This window comes from Mesorhizobium tianshanense (genome assembly GCF_007830515.1).
Classification (GTDB): Bacteria; Pseudomonadota; Alphaproteobacteria; order Rhizobiales; family Rhizobiaceae; genus Mesorhizobium; species Mesorhizobium tianshanense.
In genome coordinates this window covers 74868-91979 of the sequence record NZ_VLKT01000025.1, presented here as the reverse complement: position 1 = coordinate 91979, position 17112 = coordinate 74868, and the positions used below count along the sequence as shown (strand labels likewise).

The window sequence follows — 17112 nt, the reverse complement described above, 5'->3', positions numbered from 1 at the left end:
CAATGGCCGGGATGGGTGGGGAAGCGGAAGGGCGGCTTTTAGCAACTGAGCGCGATAGCTGAAGTTGAAGATCACCTGGTGCGGACTTGGTTCAGCGCCCAAACGCCTCCCAGCCGGTCAATTCGCCTCGAGGAAGCCCTCAATGTGCGGCAGGATATCAACCGTCAGATCGTGGCCAATACCAGCGACCTCCGCGTGCCGTCCATGGGAGAGCTCGCCCGCTATTTTGGCTGCTGTCTCACCCATCCAACTGGGACTCTTCTCGCCATAGAGCAACAGCACGGGCTGGTCGACCTTAACCGCCAAACCTTCTGGAAGGGTTAGATCCCGCATGATCGCCGCTTCGTAGGACAGCGTCTGGGCCATGCTCTCCATGAATGGCCGGAAAGGCGCGTTGCGCATCTGGGCAATAACGCCCTCAGGCATGCCGATGTAATCGCGTTGGAACAGTTCCACGGCCTCGCCAGGTTGGCCCTTGGCGACTAGTTCCCGTAGACTAGCCTCCAGATCAAGGTCGGGCCTGGGGCGTGCCTCGGAGATCATCCATGGCGCTTCCACGAGGATGAGCTTCGAGAGAGGAATACCCTCGGCCGCAGCCATTAGTACGAGCGACGCGCCAGACGAAAAACCGAGAACATCGGCATCTCCGCCAACGGCTTCCAGGATCGCGGTGAGGTCCTCAACTTCGCGGTCCGTCGAGTAGGTGGGTGCATCTCCGCTCGCCCCTCGGCCGCGCCTGTCATATGTCACGACGGTGTAGGAGCGAGTGAGTTCTGCAGCCAAGTCTGCCCCTGTATTGTGATCATTGAAAGCACCCACCACCATGATGATGACTGGGCCATTTCCATTAGACCAGAAGGCGATCTTGGTGCCATCCTCAGACATAGCATATCGCGGCTTGCTAACCTGCATCGGTATCGTCTCCTTGTTGATCTGAGCGAATGTCTTGTTTGTCGATAGGCAAAGCAGAGCCGTGGCTTCGGCGAGGAAGCAGCGTCGTTGCATCTCGATTGTCCTTGAGGTTTATGGATCGACGGGCAAGAGACGAGTCAAAAGCTGAGTAAGCCGGTCAAGCCCTTGCTCGAGCCCCTTGTCCATTCCAAAGCCGACCAAACGGCGGCGGTCGGCGGCGGACGCAAAGGTCACGTCCAAGGTTACGAGTGTTGCCAAATCAAGTTGATCGAAGCGGACCGTGTGTTGGATTCTGCCAGGAATATCTCCATGCCACTCGGCGATCGATGGATCAGGCTCGTCACTGTAGACAAGGCGGCTGTTGGGGATCACTTCGATGTATTCACCCGCATTGGGATAAAGCTTGCCGCTGGCTGTTTGCATATAGATGCGCCACCTTCCGCCTACCCGCACATCCAACTCGCAAAGCTGAACGGTCGAGCCTTGAATGCCCCACCATTGGGAGACGAGAGCAGGTTCGGTCCACAACCGGTAGACCTCAGCACAAGGTGCGTCGAAGGAGCGGGTCAAGGTCAGGCGTCGAGCGTCATTCATGGCGGGCCTCCTTAAGCAGCGCAGCCATTCGATCGAAACGACCTTCCCAAAGCGCCCGATATTGCTCCAGCCAAGCATCTACCTCTTGGAGTGGCGCCAGTTCCAAGCGGCTGGGCCGACGCTGGGCGTCGCGTGTTCGAGAAATGAGACCGGCCTTTTCGAGCACACTCACGTGAAGAGAAACCGCCCGGGGCGTCATGTCAAACGGCTCTGCGAGTTCGGCGACCGACGCCTCGCCAAGGGCAAGTCTCGCAAGGATGGCGCGGCGAGTTGGGTCGGCGAGAGCTGAGAAGGTCTTGTCGATGTCCATATCGTATCCGGTATTAATTACTTCCGGAAGGAATATCTACCAGATAGTTTCGCCTGTCAAGAGGCGCGCCTTGAGTCTACTCCTGAGGTGTACGGCGGTTGCCAGCTCATGAATCCAAGCAATTCCATTGATCGCCGCTTGGGCCTGCCTTGGGAGTCCGAATCCTGAGCGATCTGCGGCCGCTTTCGGGAAGCCCCGCAGCGGCAGTGAATGACAGGTCGAATTCGTCGTTCGAAGCGATTGGGTTTTAACCCTGGGGCAGGCCCGGCTCCCACCCCGGTTCGGCCATCTCGAAGGCGGCGAAATCGAAGCCTGGCGCCACGGTGCAGCCGACCAGCGTCCATTCGCCGAGGCTGCGCGCCGACTGCCACCAGCCGGCCGGAACGACGATCTGCGGCCGTTCGCCGGCGGCAAGAGCCGCGCCCAGCACCTGTTCGATCACCGGACCATCTTCCTGATGCATCGACAGCGCCAGCGGGGCGCCGGTATAGAAATGCCAGACCTCGGCCGCGTCCCTGACCCGGTGCCAGGCCGACAGTTGCTGCTCTTCCAGCAAGAAGTAGATCGCGGTCGAATGGCCGCGCCCGCCTTCCGCGCCATCGCGAAAGGTCTCGGCATACCAGCCGCCTTCCGGATGTGGCTTCAGGCCGAGCGTGGCGATGATTTCGGCGGCGCTGGTCATGCGTTCAGGCTAGCACGGCTTCTTGTTCGGACATCGGATTTTTCCCAAAACCGGTCTCCATTTTGGGTCCGAAGCTCTAGAGCCTGGTCCATCCCGATAGAATCGGGATGGGGCTCTAACTTTTTTGTTTGAGCATGATCTTTTCCGAAAACCGGAATCCACTTTTCGGGATCATGCTCTAGGCCTTTGTTTTTTCACATGATCTTGTCCGAAAAGTCTGCAACTTTCTGCTGCGCTGACCTTCGGTTCGGGATCGTGCTCTAGAAATTGTCCTTGCGCTTGCGGATCTCGGCGAACACTTCGGCGTCGGTGGCCTTCTCCATGCCGAGATGCTTGCGGATTGCCGGGTCGTGCCAGCGCAGGAACGGATTGGTCGACAGTTCCTCGCCGATCGTGGTCGGCAGCGTCGGCTTGCCGTCGGCGCGCAGCGCCTCGATCTTGGCGGCGCGCTCCTTCAGCGCCGAATTGGTCGGTTCGACGGTCAGCGCGAAGCGGGCGTTGGCGAGGGTGTATTCATGGCCGCAATAGACGACCGTCTCGGCCGGAAGTGCGGCGAGCTTTTTCAACGAATCATACATCACCGGCGGCTTGCATTCGAACAGCCGGCCGCAGCCGAGCGCGAACAGCGTATCGGCGGTGAAGGCCACTTTCGACGCCGGCAGATGATAGGAGACATGGCCTGCCGTGTGGCCGGGCGTGGCGATCACGTCGATCCTCTCCTCGCCGAGGCGGATGACCGAACCTTGCTCGACGGTCTCGTCGATGCCCGGGATCTTGGCCCTTTCCGCCTCCGGTCCGACGATGCGCAGCTTGAAGCGCTCCTTCAGCGCCATATTGGCCTCGACATGGTCGACATGATGATGGGTGGTCAGGATCATGGTCGGCGACCAGCCGGTACGCTCGATCGCGGCCAGGATCGGCGCCTCCTCGGGCGCGTCGATGATCGCGGTCTGGCCGCTTTTCGGGTCATGCACCAGCACACCGAAATTGTCGCTGCGGCACATGAACTGTTCAATTTCAACCGGCATCGCGTCTCTCTCTCTCTCCTTCGTCGGCCCCTTGTCGCCGCAGACATAGGGCGCTTGCCCGCGGATGTCATCCGCCTTTGTTGAACTTGAGCAGCATCGAAGATACCGTCGCGCGCATGTATTCCGATATCGTCGATCTCCGTTCCTTCTATTCGACCACGCTCGGGCGATTGGCCGAACGCTCGATCACCATGGCGTTGTCCTCGATATGGGCTGTCGTGCCCAATGAGCGGCTGGTCGGCCTCGGTTACACCTTGCCGTGGCTGGAGCGGTTCGGCGCAGACGCGGAGCGCGTCTTTGCCTTCATGCCGGCGACGCAAGGCGCAGTGGTCTGGCCGGCCACGGGGCCGACCGCGACCGCGCTGGTCTTCGATGAGGAATTGCCGCTGGTCGATGCCTCCATCGACCGCATGCTGCTCGTCCATTCGCTCGAACATGCCGAGAACCCGCGCGAGACGCTGAACGAAATCTGGCGGGTGCTGTCGCCGGCCGGCCGCGTCGTCATCGTCGTGCCCAACCGGCGCGGTGTCTGGGCCCGTTTCGAGCATACGCCTTTCGGCAGCGGCCGACCGTTCTCGCGCGGCCAGCTCACCGAACTGCTGCGCGAAGCAAACTTCACGCCCGCGGCCTGGTCCGATGCCCTGTTCTTCCCGCCATCGCGGCGACGCTTCATGATGCGGTTCCACAATGTGCTGGAGCGTGCCGGCCGCAGGTTCTGGCCGATCTTTTCCGGCGTCATCGTGGTCGAGGCGCAGAAGCGGCTCTATCAGGGCGTGCCGGTCGCCCAGCGCGCCTCCCGCCGCGTCTTCGTGCCGGTCTTCTCACCGCATGGCGCCACAAGGCTCGGCCGCACGTCTTAAGCAGGACGGAGCGCCTTTGGCCGCCGGGGTGACGCGTTCGTGAAAGGAATTGCGCTTTTTCTCACCTATCTGTCGAGGACGGGTTCGGGCATGCCCCGTCAATGCCCGTGACCGGGGTTAGCGCCGCTTCCGAATGCAAGGATCTCGCTCATGGCTGATCATCCGGACGACAAGGCCAACGCACGGCCAGGCGCCGCGTCGGTCGAGGCCAGCAGCCTGCGCGACCAGCTGGCGACAATCCGGCTGGCGCTGACCACCTCGCCGGTTCGCAAGACGCTGCTGTGGATGTCGATAGGCATCATGGCCGTCATTGTGGCAACCTCGATCGGACAGATCCTGCTCAACCGCTGGAATCAGCCTTTCTACGACGCGATCGCACGCCGTGACATGCAGGGCTTCCTGCATCAGCTTGTTGTCTTTGCGGCAATAGCCGGCGGGCTTGTGGTGCTCAATATCGGCCAGACCTGGCTTGACCAGATGATCCGGCTGAAGCTGCGTGAGGCGCTGACGCTCGATCTGATCGACGAATGGATGCGGCCGAGCCGCGCCTTCCGGCTCGCCAATGCCGGGGCCATCGGCGTCAACCCCGACCAACGCATGCAGCAGGATGCCGGGCATCTCTCCGATCTTTCCACCGGTCTCGGCATCGGCCTGCTGCAATCGCTCATTCTGCTTGTTTCCTTCGTCGGCGTCTTGTGGTCGCTGTCTTCGGGCTTCGTTTTCCATATTGGCGGCTATTCGCTGGCCATTCCGGGCTACATGGTGTGGGCTGCGATCCTCTATGCCGGCACCGCCTCCTGGCTGAGCTGGCTGGTCGGACGGCCGCTCATCCGCTTCAACAACGACCGCTATACGCGTGAAGCGGAGCTGCGGTCCTCGGTGGTCCGCGTCAACGAGAATGTCGATGCCATCGCGCTTGCGCATGGCGAGGCTGACGCGAAACGACGGCTTGAGCTGGACCTTGGCACCCTGCTCGGTGCCATGCGGCGCATCTACAGCGCCCAGATCAATCTCTCCTGGGTGACCGATACCTATGGCTGGATCACTGTCGTTGCGCCGATCCTGGTCGCGGCGCCGGTCTATTTCGCCGGTGATATCAGCTTCGGCGGGCTGATGATGGCGGTCGGCGCCTTCAACCAGGTCCACTCGTCGCTGCGCTGGTTCATCAACAATATCGGCGGCATCGCCGATTGGCGGGCCACGCTGATGCGGGTCGCCGACTTCCGCATTGCGCTTGGCGAAACCGACGTGCTTCACCACACCGAAAGGCGCATCGCGTTCGGCGAGAACCCAAACGATAGCCTGACATTCGAGGCGCCCGAGGTTGCGTCGCCGGATGGATGCACGAAACTTGCCGAGCCACATGTCGAAATCCGCGCCGGCGAACGCGTCATGATCACGGGAGAGCCGCGCGCCGGCAAGACGCTGCTCTTTCGCGCCATTGCCGGTCTGTGGCCGTGGGGAAGCGGGCGTATCGGCATGCCGGCCGGAGCAGTGCTCGCCTTCGTTCCGCGCACCCCCTATTTCCCGCTCGGCACGCTGCGCGAGGTGCTCGACCATGCCGACGGCACGGCCACGGCGGATGATGCCGAGATCTCGGCGGTGCTTGCCGAGGTCGGTCTCGAGCGCCTGTCGTCCTCGCTCGACCGCTCCGCACGCTGGGAGCGTGAACTGGGCGAAGACGAGCAACGCCTGCTTGCCTTTGCCCGGCTCGCCCTGCGGCAGCCAAAATGGGTGATCATCGACGAGGCTCTGGATACGTTCGACGGCGCGACGCTGAGGCGGGTACTGTCGATGCTGAAGGCGCGTCTTGCCGACGCCGCGATCCTCAATATCGGCCGTGGCCAGCACAACATTGAATTCTTTCCGCGCTCATTGACGATCGTGAAAGACATCGATCGACCGGCTCTCAAGCCAGTCCGCGTCAAGGCCGGCGCGATCGAGCCATCCCCGGCCATCGTCCCAGCCTATCAAGAGGAATAGCCGGTCATACGCAGCCAAGCTTTATTTCGCCGTGATCGCAGCGAAAGATCACCGGCTTCGTTCGGAAGTCCGCGGCGTTAGACCGGTGCTTGACGCGCTTAAAGCGCGTCCCATTGAAGGGAGCCATGCGACGCGCTTTAGGCCTTTGTTTCTATCCATGTCGGCACCCCAAAACCGCTGCACACTTTTGGGCGACATGCATTAGCCTGCTTGCCTGCCTTGCCTGCGCTCAGGCAGCACCACTGGCCGCGCCCGCCGATACCATTGCCGTGGATGTCGAACTGGTGCTGGCGGTCGACATTTCGCACTCGATGGACGAAAGGGAATTCGCCCTGCAGCGCGCCGGTTATGTCGAGGCGCTGCGCCACCCCGACTTCATCAAGGCGGTGCGTTCGGGTGCGACCGGCCGCATTGCGCTCGCCTATTTCGAATGGGCGGGCACCGTCCGCGACGATGCGGTCATTGCCTGGCAGGTTATCGACGGTGCGGAGAGCGCCGACGTTTTCGCCGACAAGATCGAGGCCCGCCCTTTCAGGAGCTTTCGCGGCACCTCGATTTCCGGTGCGCTCGCCTTCGGCGCGAGGCTCTTCGATGGAACCGCTTTTGAGAGCGAACGCCGCGTCATCGACATTTCAGGCGATGGCCCCAACAATATCGGGATGCCCGTCACCACGACACGCGACGCCGCGGTGGCAAAGGGCATCGTCATCAACGGCCTGCCGATCCTGATCAGCCCGTCGCCCAGCTTCAGCCATCTCGACCAATACTATGCCGAGTGCGTTACCGGCGGGCCCGGCTCCTTCGTGCTGCCGGTCTATGCCGCTTCCGAATTCGTGACCGCCATACGCCGCAAGCTGGTCCTCGAGGTCAGTGGCGTTGCCAACCCTTGGGCCGATCCCTGGACCGATCCAGGGACGACCCGGATCGATGCGGCGGCTCCTGTCGACTGTTTGCAAGGCGAGCGCGACCGGCGGTTTTTCTCTGATCCGTATTTCCCGGAACTTGACCGGTAAGATTCTGCCGGGAAATGGGACGGTCCTTGTATTCGGATCATTACCTTCGGGGTAATCGACCAGTGCGCAACGTCTCGGCAAACTGCTTCTATCAAGCCGGTAGTCCGGCTTCGAACCACCAGGGAGTACAGCCATGACCGCCTATGCCGTCGCCCATATGCGCCAGGTCACGCCGGGGCCGCAAATCGTCGAATACCTGCAGAAGATCGATGCCACACTGGAGCCGTTTGGCGGGCGCTTCATTGTGCACGGCAGCGAGGTGGACGTGGTTGAAAACACCTGGCCGGGGCACCTCGTTATCATCGAGTTTCCAGACTTGCAGCATGCGCGCGGATGGTACCACTCGCCCGCCTATCAAGAGATATTGCCGCTGCGTACCGACAATTCCCGGTCCGATGTGTTCTTCGTCGACGGCGTCAGGCATCCGCACAAAGCCACCGACGTTCTTGAATAGGATCGGCCCCGCGCCGCTCCTAACGCTTCAGCAGGAACACCGCTTGCTGGCCAAAGAAATTCCAGAACCACCATGGCATCGAGAGGCCGATTTTCTGGCCATTGGCGTCGAGCGCGGTTGCCTTTTCCACCGTTGCGCCGAGCTCGTCGCAGAGATTGACGAAGTCGCGGATGGTGCAAAAATGGATGTTGGGCGTGTCGTACCAGGAATAGGGCAGGTCCTTGGTCACCGGCATCCGCCCGTCGAGGAACAGCGAAAGGCGCACCCGCCAGTGGCCGAAATTGGGGAAGGAGACGATGGCGTGCTTGCCGATCCTGAGCAACTCGTCGAGCACCAGCTTCGGGTTGCGGGTCGCCTGCAAGGTCTGCGACAGGACGACGAAATCAAAACCCTTGTCGGGATAGAATTCGAGGTCCTTGTCGGCGTCGCCCTGGATGACCGACAGGCCGCGCGCCACGCATTCGTTGACGCCGCGCTGCGACAGTTCCATCCCGCGGCCGTCGACCTGCTTCGTTGCCTGCAGCAATTCGAGCAGCAGCCCGTCGCCGGAGCCGACGTCCAGCACCCGCGACTGCGCCGGGATGAGATCGGCGACGACTTCGAGGTCGACGCGCTGGGCATGGTTGACACTCATGGTCTCGCCTTTTGCTTGGCGCATGATCCTGATCCGAAAAGTCCGCAACTTTTCGGGGTCATTCGCTGAGCCCCCTGGCGCGGGCCGCCGAGGCGATGAAGCCGTTGATGGCGGCAAACAGCTCCGGCTCGTCGAGCAGGAAGGCGTCGTGGCCGCGATCGGTCTCGATTTCGACGAAGGACACCGAGGCGCCGGCCGCGTTCAGCGCGTGAACGACCGAGCGGCTCTCCTCGGTCGGGAACAGCCAGTCGCTTGTGAAGGAGACCAGGCAAAAACGGGTCTTGTTGCCGGCGAAGGCGTCGGCCAGCCGTCCGCCATGGTCGGCGGCGAGGTCGAAATAGTCCATTGCCCGGGTCATGTAGAGATAGGAATTGGCGTCGAAGCGGTCGACGAAGGTCATGCCCTGATGGCGCAGATAGCTCTCGATCTGGAAGTCGGCGTCGAAACCGAAGGTGAGCGCCTCACGGTCCTGCAGGTTGCGGCCGAATTTCCGGTGCAGGGCTGCCTCCGACAGATAGGTGATGTGAGCGGCCATGCGCGCCACCGCCAGCCCTTTTTCCGGGCGCTTGCCATGCTCGAAATATTTGCCGCCATGCCAGTCCGGATCGGCCATCACCGCTTGCCGGCCGACCTCATGGAAGGCGATGTTTTGCGAGGAATGGCGCGCGCCGGTGGCGATCGGCAGCGCCGAGAACACGCGCTCCGGATAGCTCGACGCCCATTGCAGCACCTGCATGCCGCCCATCGAGCCGCCGAGCACCGAGAACAGTTTTTCGATGCCGAAATGGTCGACCAGCATCAACTGCGCCCGCACCATGTCGCGGATGGTGATGATCGGCAGGTCGAGCCCGTAAGGCTTGCCGGTGGCGGGGTTGGTCGAGGCGGGACCGGTGGAGCCGAGGCAGCCGCCGATGACGTTGGAACAGATGACGAAGAAGCGGCTGGTGTCGATGATCCTGCCGGGCCCGATCAGCACTTCCCACCAGCCAGGCTTGCCGGTTACTGGATTGGTGCTGGCAACATGCTGGTCGCCAGTCAGCGCATGGCAGACGAGGATGGCGTTGGAGCGGGCCTCGTTGAGCGTGCCGTAGGTCTTGTAGGCGATCTGGAACGGCGACAGCAGCGTGCCGGCGTCGAGCTTGAGCGGCTTGTCGGCACCGAAACGCAACACCGGGCTCGACGGCTCGTCGGCCTCGTTGTTGGTTCTTTTAGCGCGCAGCGCGACCATCGCGTCCCTCTTACACTAACCCATCGCGCTTTCCGAAAATCGATTCCGATTTTCGGGCCGATGCGGTTGTCCGGCCGGCAACGGACAACAAAAAACCGGCATTGCCTTCGCAAAGCCGGTTACAGGATGCAAACGGCCCTTTAGCGAGTTGTTTAACGTGGCTGCAAGCCGACCGGCCAAATCACCACGGGATTTCGCCTCTCTTCTAGGACCGGCGCGCCCCGGCGTCAACGGCCAGCCGACACGACCAGTCGCTCACCCATGATTGCCGCCTCTCGACATTCCAGGCCACGGCTTGTATTTCCGCTGCGGCCTCCGGGCGGAAACGCTCTCTCGACGGATTTTTGCAATATGAACCAGGCATCGGATCAGGCACGTCCAACGCCCCGCGCGGGGATCATGGACATCGAAGCCTATGTGCCGGGCAAAAGCACGGCGCCGGCCGGTGTCGCCAAGGTCCACAAATTGTCGTCGAACGAGAACCCGCTCGGCCCCTCGCCGAAGGCAATAGAGGCCGCGCGCGACGTCGCGGCCAAACTCGACATATATCCCGACGGCACCGCCAGGCGCCTGCGCGAGGCGATCGCCGAGGTGCATGGCCTCAATCCGGCGAACATCATCTGTTCCAATGGTTCCGACGAGATTCTGGGCCTGCTTGCGCAGACATATCTCGCGCCCGGCGATGAAGCCGTCATCACCGAACATGGTTTCATGGTCTACAAGATCTATATCCAGTCGGCAGGTGCCGTCCCGGTGTCGGTCAAGGAAACCAATGAGCGGGCCGACGTCGACGCGATCCTCGCCGCCGTGACGCCGCGCACCAGGATTATCTTCCTCGCCAATCCCAACAACCCGACCGGCACCTATCTGCCGTTCCAGGAGGTGCGCCGCCTGCATGCCGGCCTGCCCCGGAATGTGCTTCTGCTGCTGGATGCCGCCTATGCCGAATATGTCCGCCGCAACGACTATGAAGCCGGCGTCGAACTTGTGGCCGGCGCGGATAACGTGGTCATGACCCGCACCTTCTCCAAGCTCGGCTTGGGAGGCGCACGGGTCGGCTGGATGTACGCGCCAATGCATATCATCGACGCGATCAACCGCGTGCGCGGTCCCTTCAACGTCAACGCGACGGCGATCGAGGCCGGCATTGCCGCGATCCGCGACCGTGCCCATGTCGAGCGCAGCGTGGCGCATAACGAGACCTGGCTGTCATGGGTGAGCGAGGAATTGACCAAACTTGGATTGCGTGTGACGCCGAGCGTCGGCAATTTCGTCCTTGTCCACTTTCCCGAGGACAAAAAGCATTCGGCGGAAGCTGCGGACGATTATCTCTCCGCGCGCGGCTACATATTGCGGCGCGTTTCCGGCTACGGCTTCCCGAATGCACTGCGCATGAGCATCGGCACCGAAGAGGCCAATCGCGGCGTTGTCGCCGCCCTCACGACATTTTTGAAAAGCTGAACCAATGACATCACCGATGTTCGAAAAGATCGCGCTGGTCGGCATCGGCCTGATCGGCTCGTCGCTGGCCCGCGTCATCCGCCGCGAAGGCCTTGCCCGCCACGTTGCCATCTCGACGCGCAGCGAAACGACGCTGGCGCGGGCAAGCGAACTGGGCCTCGGCTCGTCCTACACGATGGACGCGAAAGAGGCGGTCCGCGATGCTGACCTGGTCATCGTCTCGGTACCGGTCGGCTCTTCGGGCGAGGTCGCCGAGGAAATCGCGCCGGCGCTGAAGCAGGGCGCCATCCTCACCGATGTCGGCTCGACCAAGGCGTCGGTCATCGCGCAGATTGAGCCGCATGTGCCTGATGGCGTGCATTTCATTCCCGGCCATCCGTTGGCCGGCACTGAAAAATCAGGCCCGGACGCCGGCTTTGCCGAGCTGTTCGAAAACCGCTGGTGCATCTTCACGCCGTTGCCCGGCACCGATCCGGCAGCCTTGGAGAGGCTCTCGGAATTCTGGCGCCGCTGCGGCTCCAACATCGACACGATGGATCCCCAGCATCACGATATGACGCTGGCCATCGTCTCGCATCTGCCGCACATCATCGCCTACAACATCGTCGGCACCGCCGACGATCTGCAGTCGGTGACCAAGTCCGAGGTCATCAAATATTCGGCCTCCGGCTTTCGCGACTTCACTCGCCTTGCCGCTTCCGACCCGACCATGTGGCGGGATGTCTGCCTGCACAACAAGGATGCCATCCTCGAAATGCTGGCGCGGTTCTCGGAAGATCTGGCCTCGCTGCAGCGGGCGATCCGCTGGGGTGACGGCGAAAAGCTGTTCGACCTGTTCACCCGCACTCGCGCCGTCCGCCGCTCGATCATCGAGGCCGGCCAGGACATCGACGTACCGGACTTTGGCCGACAGGCGGTCGAGCATCCTGTAAAGGGGTAGGCTCTCTCAGGCCGGCCAGTGAGCCGCCATCATCGCCAGCGTCTCGACCCTGTCCGGCGCGCCCAGCCTGCCGCCGAAGCGCAGGCATTTGAGCGCGGCGGCGGCGCTGGCAAAGCGCAAGCTCTGTTCGACCGGCATGGCCTCCGCCAGCCCGACGGCGAAGGCGCCGTGAAACACGTCGCCGGCGGCAAGCGTATCCACGGCCTTGATGCTTGGCGCCGCGACATGGCGCACGGATCCCACAGAGCGGTCGAACCACCAGCTTCCTGCCGCGCCGCCCGTCACGGCGACGAACGCATCGGTGCGTCTGGCCAGCGCTTCGCAGGCCTTTTGCGGGCTTTGCTCCTCGCCGCAGAGGATGACGGCCGCCGGCTCCGATGCGACGATGTGCGAGGCCAGCGGAAACAGGCGTTCCAGCACATTCCGTGGCGCGGTGTCGGCGTCCAGTATGGCCGGACGGCCGATTGCGCGCGCCGCCTCGAGCGCCAGAGCCGCGGCGCCCGGCCAGCGCACGTCGACGAGGACGGCATCGAATGCGGTGAGGTCTTGGATGGGGAGCGCTTCGGGGTCGGCCTGGGCGAGCTTGTCATAAAAAGGAACGATGATGCGCTCGCCATGCGTGTCGACCAAGATGGCCGACAGCGCCGACCGCGCACCGGTGACGCGCCGGACAAGGCTGCAATCGACGCCCTCGGCCTCGATCCCGGCGACCAGCTGATCGCCGACTGGGTCGTCCCCCGCGCTCGCCCATAGCGATACGTCGGCGCCGAGGCGGCGTGCGGCGCAGGCCGCGCTCGAAGCCATGCCCGAGGCGATCTGTACGCCGTCGGACGCGATGAACTTGCCCTGGCGTGTCGGAAGCGTGTCGACGCCAAGGATCGTATCGAGCGTCAGCGCGCCAACACTCAGGAGCTTCACGGGCTGTTCATCTGTTTTCCTGTTTGGCCATGATCTTTTCCGATAACCGGGTCCCACTTTTTGCTTCGCTGACCTTCGGTTCGGGATCATGGTCTAATCGACCGGCTTGATCCTGCCCAGCGGGATGAAACCGAGCGAGGCCTTGCCCTTGACGATCTTCAGGGGCATCGACGGTTCGTTGCCAAGCAGCGCCAACCCGGCAAAACCGGTTTTGATCTGGCTCTTCTGCTCGGGAATGGCCTTGCCGAGGATTGCCGCCACGGCTTTCGGGTCGCTGATTTTGATCATCAGGTCGGCGTCGATAAGCCCGTCGGCATCGATCGACACCGGGCCGGAAACGGTGATGCGCCCGGTTCCCGACGACAGATCGAGCTTGCCTATGTCGACCGCCTGGCCGCGTAGGCTCCTTGGCTGGGTCTTGATCAGCGCCACGCCGTTCTTCAGCGTCACATCGCCGCCGCCGTCGAGCGGCGGCAGCACGCGGCCATCGATCGCCTGCGGATCGATTTCGAGATCGGTAAAACTCCCGGCATAGTCGATGTCCTGGCCATTCGGCCGCAATTGTCCGGCCGCCGTCCCTGCGCTGAACAGCTCGACCGGGTCTGTACCGTCCGTCGGATCGGTCTGGCCGGACAGGCCCTCGGCCTCAAGCGAAACGCGCCGGGGCAGCGGCCAGGACAGTTTCACATCCGCTCGCAGATTGTCCCAGTCAATCCACAGCGGCGCCATCGCCGGAACCGAGGTTCTCAGCGGCCCGCGCAGGTCGGCGCCAGGCGACAGGATCTGGGTGATGTGCGTGACCGCGTTGAGGCTGCCGAGCGAGACGGCGACGTTCCTGATGTCATCCTGATAAGCCAGGCTGTCGCAGGAAACGGCGAAGCTCAGTGGATAGCCGCTGACCGTGAGGTTGGCGCAGTCCGCCTCGATGCCATTGCCGTTGAGCTCGGTGACGGCCTTGTCGGTTTCGCTCCTGACCTTGTCGGCCAGGTAGAACCAGCCGGCGCTGTAGATGCCAAACAGCACCGCAACGAAGGCGGCAAGCCAGAAGAGGCAGCGGCGAAAATCCGGCGGTCGCTCTTCACTTGACGTCATGCTGCGGCTCTCGCTAACGCGTGTTGCAGGAATCGCTTCCGGCAACAGAGATAGACGGAGACGATTGAAAAGACACCGATTCCGGTGCGGTGTGCAGTCAGGCTTGGCGATATGGGCGATTTTTGGGTTTTTGGCTACGGTTCGCTGATCTGGCGGCCGGGATTCGCGCATGTCGAGACGCGCCGCGCCCGCCTGCACGGCTACCGCCGGTCGCTGTGCGTCTATTCTTTCGTGCATCGCGGCACGCGCGAGCGGCCCGGCCTGGTGCTCGGCCTCGACCGCGGCGGCTCCTGCATCGGGCTGGCTTTCCGCGTTCCCGGCGATCTGCGCGACGAGGTCATCGCCTATCTGCGCGAGCGCGAACTGGTCACCAATGTCTATGTCGAGCGCATGCTTAGCATTCGCCTGGACGAGGGCGGGGGTGAGAACGGCAGGGGCAAGACGGACGGGGGCGAGACGGTTTCGGCGGTCGCCTATGTGGTCGACCGTCGCCACGAGCAATATGCCGGCGCGCTCGATGCGGCCGATGCGGCGACCGTCGTTCGCGGCGCCGTCGGCCAGTCTGGAAAGAACGAGGATTACGTCTCCAGCACGCTGGAGCACCTCGAGGCACTGGGAATCCGCGACCACTGGCTGGAAGAGGTGGCGGAACGGATCGGGTCGTAATCTTCTTTCGTTGTTTCGACCATGATCTCAAGCGAGAACCGGTTCTCACGTTTTGCTTTCGGTTCTCGATGATGGTCCGGGCTACATCCTGAAAATCTGCTTTCCGAGATCAGCGCGATCCAGGCTGTTTGTAACAGCGAGTTCGAACTCCGCCAGCGGATGGATGCCGCCGACAGGGACATGGAAATCCGGTTGGCCGAAGATGTCGACAATTTCGCGCAACACTGGCCGGTCGGCTTCGACAGGCGGCGAAAAGAAGAAGCGGTAGATATTTGCCCTGATCTCGACGCCGCTCAGCAGCACGTCGAAATTGTGCAGTTCGAAACGCTCGGTGCTCATGCCGCCATTGATGATCATCTGCCCGCCCATCGCGAGGGTGCGGATCAATTCGCCGCTGGCGGGTCCGCCGACATTATCGATGATACCGTTCAGCCCCGCGCCGTCGGTCATGTCCATGACCGCTTCCCTGATGCCGACCTTTAAGCCCGACAGATCAAGGATGGCGGTGGCGCCAAGCGCTTTCAGGTCCAGCCTGTCGTAAGAGCGTCGCACTAGCGCGATCACGTTGATGTCGCGCCGTTGGGCGAACTGCATTACCATCGTCGAAACCGATGAATAGCCGGCCGTGACGGCCAGCCACTGGCCAGGCTGCACACGGGAATCCGCCAGCAGGTCCCAGGCGGTGATGGGGTTCACCATCTGCCCGGCGCGTTCGACCGGATAGTCGGCGGGAAGCGGAATCAGCCATTCGGCCGGAACCGCCGCATATTCGGCCCAGCTGTTGTAGTAGCTGAATGCGACAAGCGTGCCCGGTTTCAAAGCGACGTTCGCGCCCACGGCCTCGACAATGCCGGCGCCATGGTTTCCGGCTATCTGCCGGGGAAAATGCGGCTTCTTCGGTTCGGGATAGAGGTTCTGGATGAACAGAAAATCGCCAGGGTTGACCGAGGCGGAGACCATCCTGACCAGCACCTCGCCGTCGTCAATTCGCGGCATGGGTACGTCGTGCAGATAAAGCACGTCCCGCGGCGAGCCGATTGCGTCGAATACAATTGCTTTCATGGCGGTCTCCAGTAACGGGCGATCCGGGCAAGCAGCCTGGACGTCACCAGATTGCAGCACCGGTGCTTGCATCGGTGCCGTGGAACCTAAGGTCGCCAGCAACAATCGGAATTGGCAGATTTGACAATCTATATGCTAAACTTGCCATAGCTGTTCAAAGGAGGCATCTTGGACAATCGTCCCGTCCACGCCGTGATCTGGCTGCCGTCGACCTTCTATTCGGCCGTCGCCGCGACACTTGTCGAAATGTTCGAGCTGGTGAACACCATTCGCGGCGCGCCGGCGATTTCCTTCGAATTCGTGGCACGGCAGGCCGACGCCACGACGACGCCTGGAATTTCCTTTCACACCAGACGCGAACCCTCGCAGCGCATGGACCTGCTGGTCCTGCTGGCCATGCCGGGTATGCAAATCCCGGAGCTTGTTGCGGCGTTGGAGGAAGAGAGCCGCCATGCCGCGCCGCTTATCGCAAGCGCGCAGCGCGACGGCGCCATCATCGCCGCGCATTGTGGGGCCGGTTACTTCCTGGCGGACGCCGGTCTTCTCGACCAAAAGCGCGCGACGATCTCCTGGTGGCTGAAGGCCGATGCCCAGCGCCGCTTTCCGAAGGTGCGTTGGGACGCTTCACGTGTGCTGATCGGCGACGGACGGATCTACACTTGCGGGGGCGGTTTTTCAGGCCTGGAGCTCGGCAAGGCGCTTCTCAGGGACCTGGGCTTCGCCAGGGAGGAGCGCCTGGTTCGCAAATTGCTGGTGCTGCCGCCGTCGCGTCAGATCCAGACCCCCTACGAGTTCCCGCTCACCGATCTGCTGCCTTCGCAAGAGCCGTTCCGCGACCGGCTCGAAGCCCTGTCCAAACAGCTCGGAGCGCTTGACCTTGCCTTCCTTGGAGCGCAGCTCGGCCTGTCGCCGCGAACGCTTGCGCGCCGGTTTTCCGATGAATTGCACACCACTCCCGGCCGATGGATTCAAGACCGACGCCTCGAGGCCGCGAAGACGCTTCTTGAAAGCACCAAGCTTGGTATTTCGGAAATATGTTACCAGGTCGGCTACCGGGATACAGCCTCGTTCAGCCGGCTTTTTAACCGCGTGGTCGGGCTGCCGCCTGGCGAATATCGGCGCCAGAGCCAGTAGACATCGGCTGGAACGCGGAGCGTGGCGAGTCGCGGCCTTGTGAAGCACTGGTCCGTCGGAAAGGACGGCCAGGCCTTTGACCTCGGCGCGGTGAGACCTAGGTTAGGCGAGGGCTTTCGCCCGATCGTTCCCAGCACCACG

The 17112-nt window shown here is 62.6% G+C and carries 18 protein-coding genes and 1 riboswitch; of the genes, 8 read left to right on the top strand and 10 right to left on the bottom strand.

The genetic code is table 11. The features are described from left to right. Nucleotides 1-117: 117 nt before the first annotated feature. The 5 genes from IQ26_RS20255 to gloB form a co-directional block, all read right to left on the bottom strand. Nucleotides 118-1005, bottom strand: coding sequence for an alpha/beta fold hydrolase (locus tag IQ26_RS20255; RefSeq protein ID WP_145720125.1), 888 nt, complete (start codon nucleotides 1003-1005; stop codon nucleotides 118-120). An 18-nt stretch (nucleotides 1006-1023) separates the two neighbouring features. After that, the gene (locus IQ26_RS20250; RefSeq protein WP_145720124.1) at nucleotides 1024-1506 is read right to left on the bottom strand and encodes an SRPBCC family protein; all 483 of its coding nucleotides are present in this window, start codon (nucleotides 1504-1506) and stop codon (nucleotides 1024-1026) included. Then, complete coding sequence (locus tag IQ26_RS20245; RefSeq protein ID WP_145720123.1) at nucleotides 1499-1816, bottom strand: ArsR/SmtB family transcription factor; 318 nt, start codon at nucleotides 1814-1816, stop codon at nucleotides 1499-1501. The genes IQ26_RS20250 and IQ26_RS20245 overlap by 8 nt, the downstream gene beginning before the upstream one ends. Before the next feature lie 247 nt (nucleotides 1817-2063). Beyond that, the gene (locus IQ26_RS20240) at nucleotides 2064-2498 is read right to left on the bottom strand and encodes a cupin domain-containing protein (protein WP_145720122.1); all 435 of its coding nucleotides are present in this window, start codon (nucleotides 2496-2498) and stop codon (nucleotides 2064-2066) included. A gap of 260 nt (nucleotides 2499-2758) precedes the next feature. Further along, on the bottom strand, nucleotides 2759-3526 hold the full coding sequence (gene gloB / locus IQ26_RS20235; RefSeq protein ID WP_145720121.1) for a hydroxyacylglutathione hydrolase: 768 nt from the start codon (nucleotides 3524-3526) through the stop codon (nucleotides 2759-2761). A gap of 116 nt (nucleotides 3527-3642) precedes the next feature. On the opposite strand from gloB, the gene IQ26_RS20230 reads away from it, so the two are divergent. From IQ26_RS20230 to IQ26_RS20215, 4 genes are all read left to right on the top strand, one after another. Continuing rightward, a complete protein-coding gene (locus tag IQ26_RS20230; protein WP_145720153.1) occupies nucleotides 3643-4386 on the top strand; it encodes a class I SAM-dependent methyltransferase in 744 nt (247 codons plus the stop codon). 150 nt (nucleotides 4387-4536) lie between these two features. Next, complete coding sequence (locus tag IQ26_RS20225; protein ID WP_145720120.1) at nucleotides 4537-6369, top strand: ABC transporter ATP-binding protein/permease; 1833 nt, start codon at nucleotides 4537-4539, stop codon at nucleotides 6367-6369. A 200-nt stretch (nucleotides 6370-6569) separates the two neighbouring features. Continuing rightward, a complete protein-coding gene (locus IQ26_RS20220; protein WP_276316436.1) occupies nucleotides 6570-7382 on the top strand; it encodes a DUF1194 domain-containing protein in 813 nt (270 codons plus the stop codon). Between the two features lie 133 nt (nucleotides 7383-7515). After that, nucleotides 7516-7836 carry a DUF1330 domain-containing protein gene (locus IQ26_RS20215; RefSeq protein WP_145720118.1) on the top strand — a complete coding sequence of 107 codons (321 nt, stop codon included), beginning with the start codon at nucleotides 7516-7518 and terminating at the stop codon, nucleotides 7834-7836. Nucleotides 7837-7855: 19 nt separating this feature from the next. Here the strand turns inward: IQ26_RS20215 and metW are convergent, their stop codons facing one another. Together metW and metX are read right to left on the bottom strand one after the other, a co-directional pair. Beyond that, the gene (gene metW, locus IQ26_RS20210; RefSeq protein WP_145720152.1) at nucleotides 7856-8470 is read right to left on the bottom strand and encodes a methionine biosynthesis protein MetW; all 615 of its coding nucleotides are present in this window, start codon (nucleotides 8468-8470) and stop codon (nucleotides 7856-7858) included. 58 nt (nucleotides 8471-8528) lie between these two features. Continuing rightward, a complete protein-coding gene (gene metX / locus IQ26_RS20205) occupies nucleotides 8529-9698 on the bottom strand; it encodes a homoserine O-acetyltransferase MetX (protein ID WP_145720117.1) in 1170 nt (389 codons plus the stop codon). Nucleotides 9699-9818: 120 nt separating this feature from the next. After that, a riboswitch (SAM riboswitch) is annotated at nucleotides 9819-9896 on the bottom strand. A gap of 153 nt (nucleotides 9897-10049) precedes the next feature. Between metX and hisC the strand changes: the two genes are divergently transcribed. Next, nucleotides 10050-11159 carry a histidinol-phosphate transaminase gene (hisC, locus tag IQ26_RS20200; RefSeq protein ID WP_145720116.1) on the top strand — a complete coding sequence of 370 codons (1110 nt, stop codon included), beginning with the start codon at nucleotides 10050-10052 and terminating at the stop codon, nucleotides 11157-11159. 4 nt (nucleotides 11160-11163) lie between these two features. After that, the gene (locus IQ26_RS20195; protein WP_208760189.1) at nucleotides 11164-12099 is read left to right on the top strand and encodes a prephenate/arogenate dehydrogenase family protein; all 936 of its coding nucleotides are present in this window, start codon (nucleotides 11164-11166) and stop codon (nucleotides 12097-12099) included. A 6-nt stretch (nucleotides 12100-12105) separates the two neighbouring features. Here the strand turns inward: IQ26_RS20195 and IQ26_RS20190 are convergent, their stop codons facing one another. Both IQ26_RS20190 and IQ26_RS20185 read right to left on the bottom strand, forming a co-directional pair. Beyond that, the gene (locus IQ26_RS20190) at nucleotides 12106-13017 is read right to left on the bottom strand and encodes a sugar kinase (protein ID WP_240547180.1); all 912 of its coding nucleotides are present in this window, start codon (nucleotides 13015-13017) and stop codon (nucleotides 12106-12108) included. A gap of 93 nt (nucleotides 13018-13110) precedes the next feature. After that, nucleotides 13111-14109 carry a DUF2125 domain-containing protein gene (locus tag IQ26_RS20185; protein WP_145720113.1) on the bottom strand — a complete coding sequence of 333 codons (999 nt, stop codon included), beginning with the start codon at nucleotides 14107-14109 and terminating at the stop codon, nucleotides 13111-13113. A gap of 111 nt (nucleotides 14110-14220) precedes the next feature. Between IQ26_RS20185 and IQ26_RS20180 the strand changes: the two genes are divergently transcribed. Then, entirely contained in the window at nucleotides 14221-14775 is a 555-nt protein-coding gene (locus IQ26_RS20180; RefSeq protein WP_145720112.1) for a gamma-glutamylcyclotransferase, read from the top strand. An 81-nt stretch (nucleotides 14776-14856) separates the two neighbouring features. On the opposite strand, the gene IQ26_RS20175 is transcribed toward IQ26_RS20180, so the two are convergent. Continuing rightward, a complete protein-coding gene (locus tag IQ26_RS20175) occupies nucleotides 14857-15837 on the bottom strand; it encodes a quinone oxidoreductase family protein (protein WP_162458021.1) in 981 nt (326 codons plus the stop codon). Nucleotides 15838-16005: 168 nt separating this feature from the next. Here IQ26_RS20175 and IQ26_RS20170 point away from each other — a divergent pair, with 168 nt between their 5' ends. Beyond that, the gene (locus tag IQ26_RS20170) at nucleotides 16006-16971 is read left to right on the top strand and encodes a GlxA family transcriptional regulator (protein WP_145720110.1); all 966 of its coding nucleotides are present in this window, start codon (nucleotides 16006-16008) and stop codon (nucleotides 16969-16971) included. Nucleotides 16972-17112 lie beyond the last annotated feature (141 nt).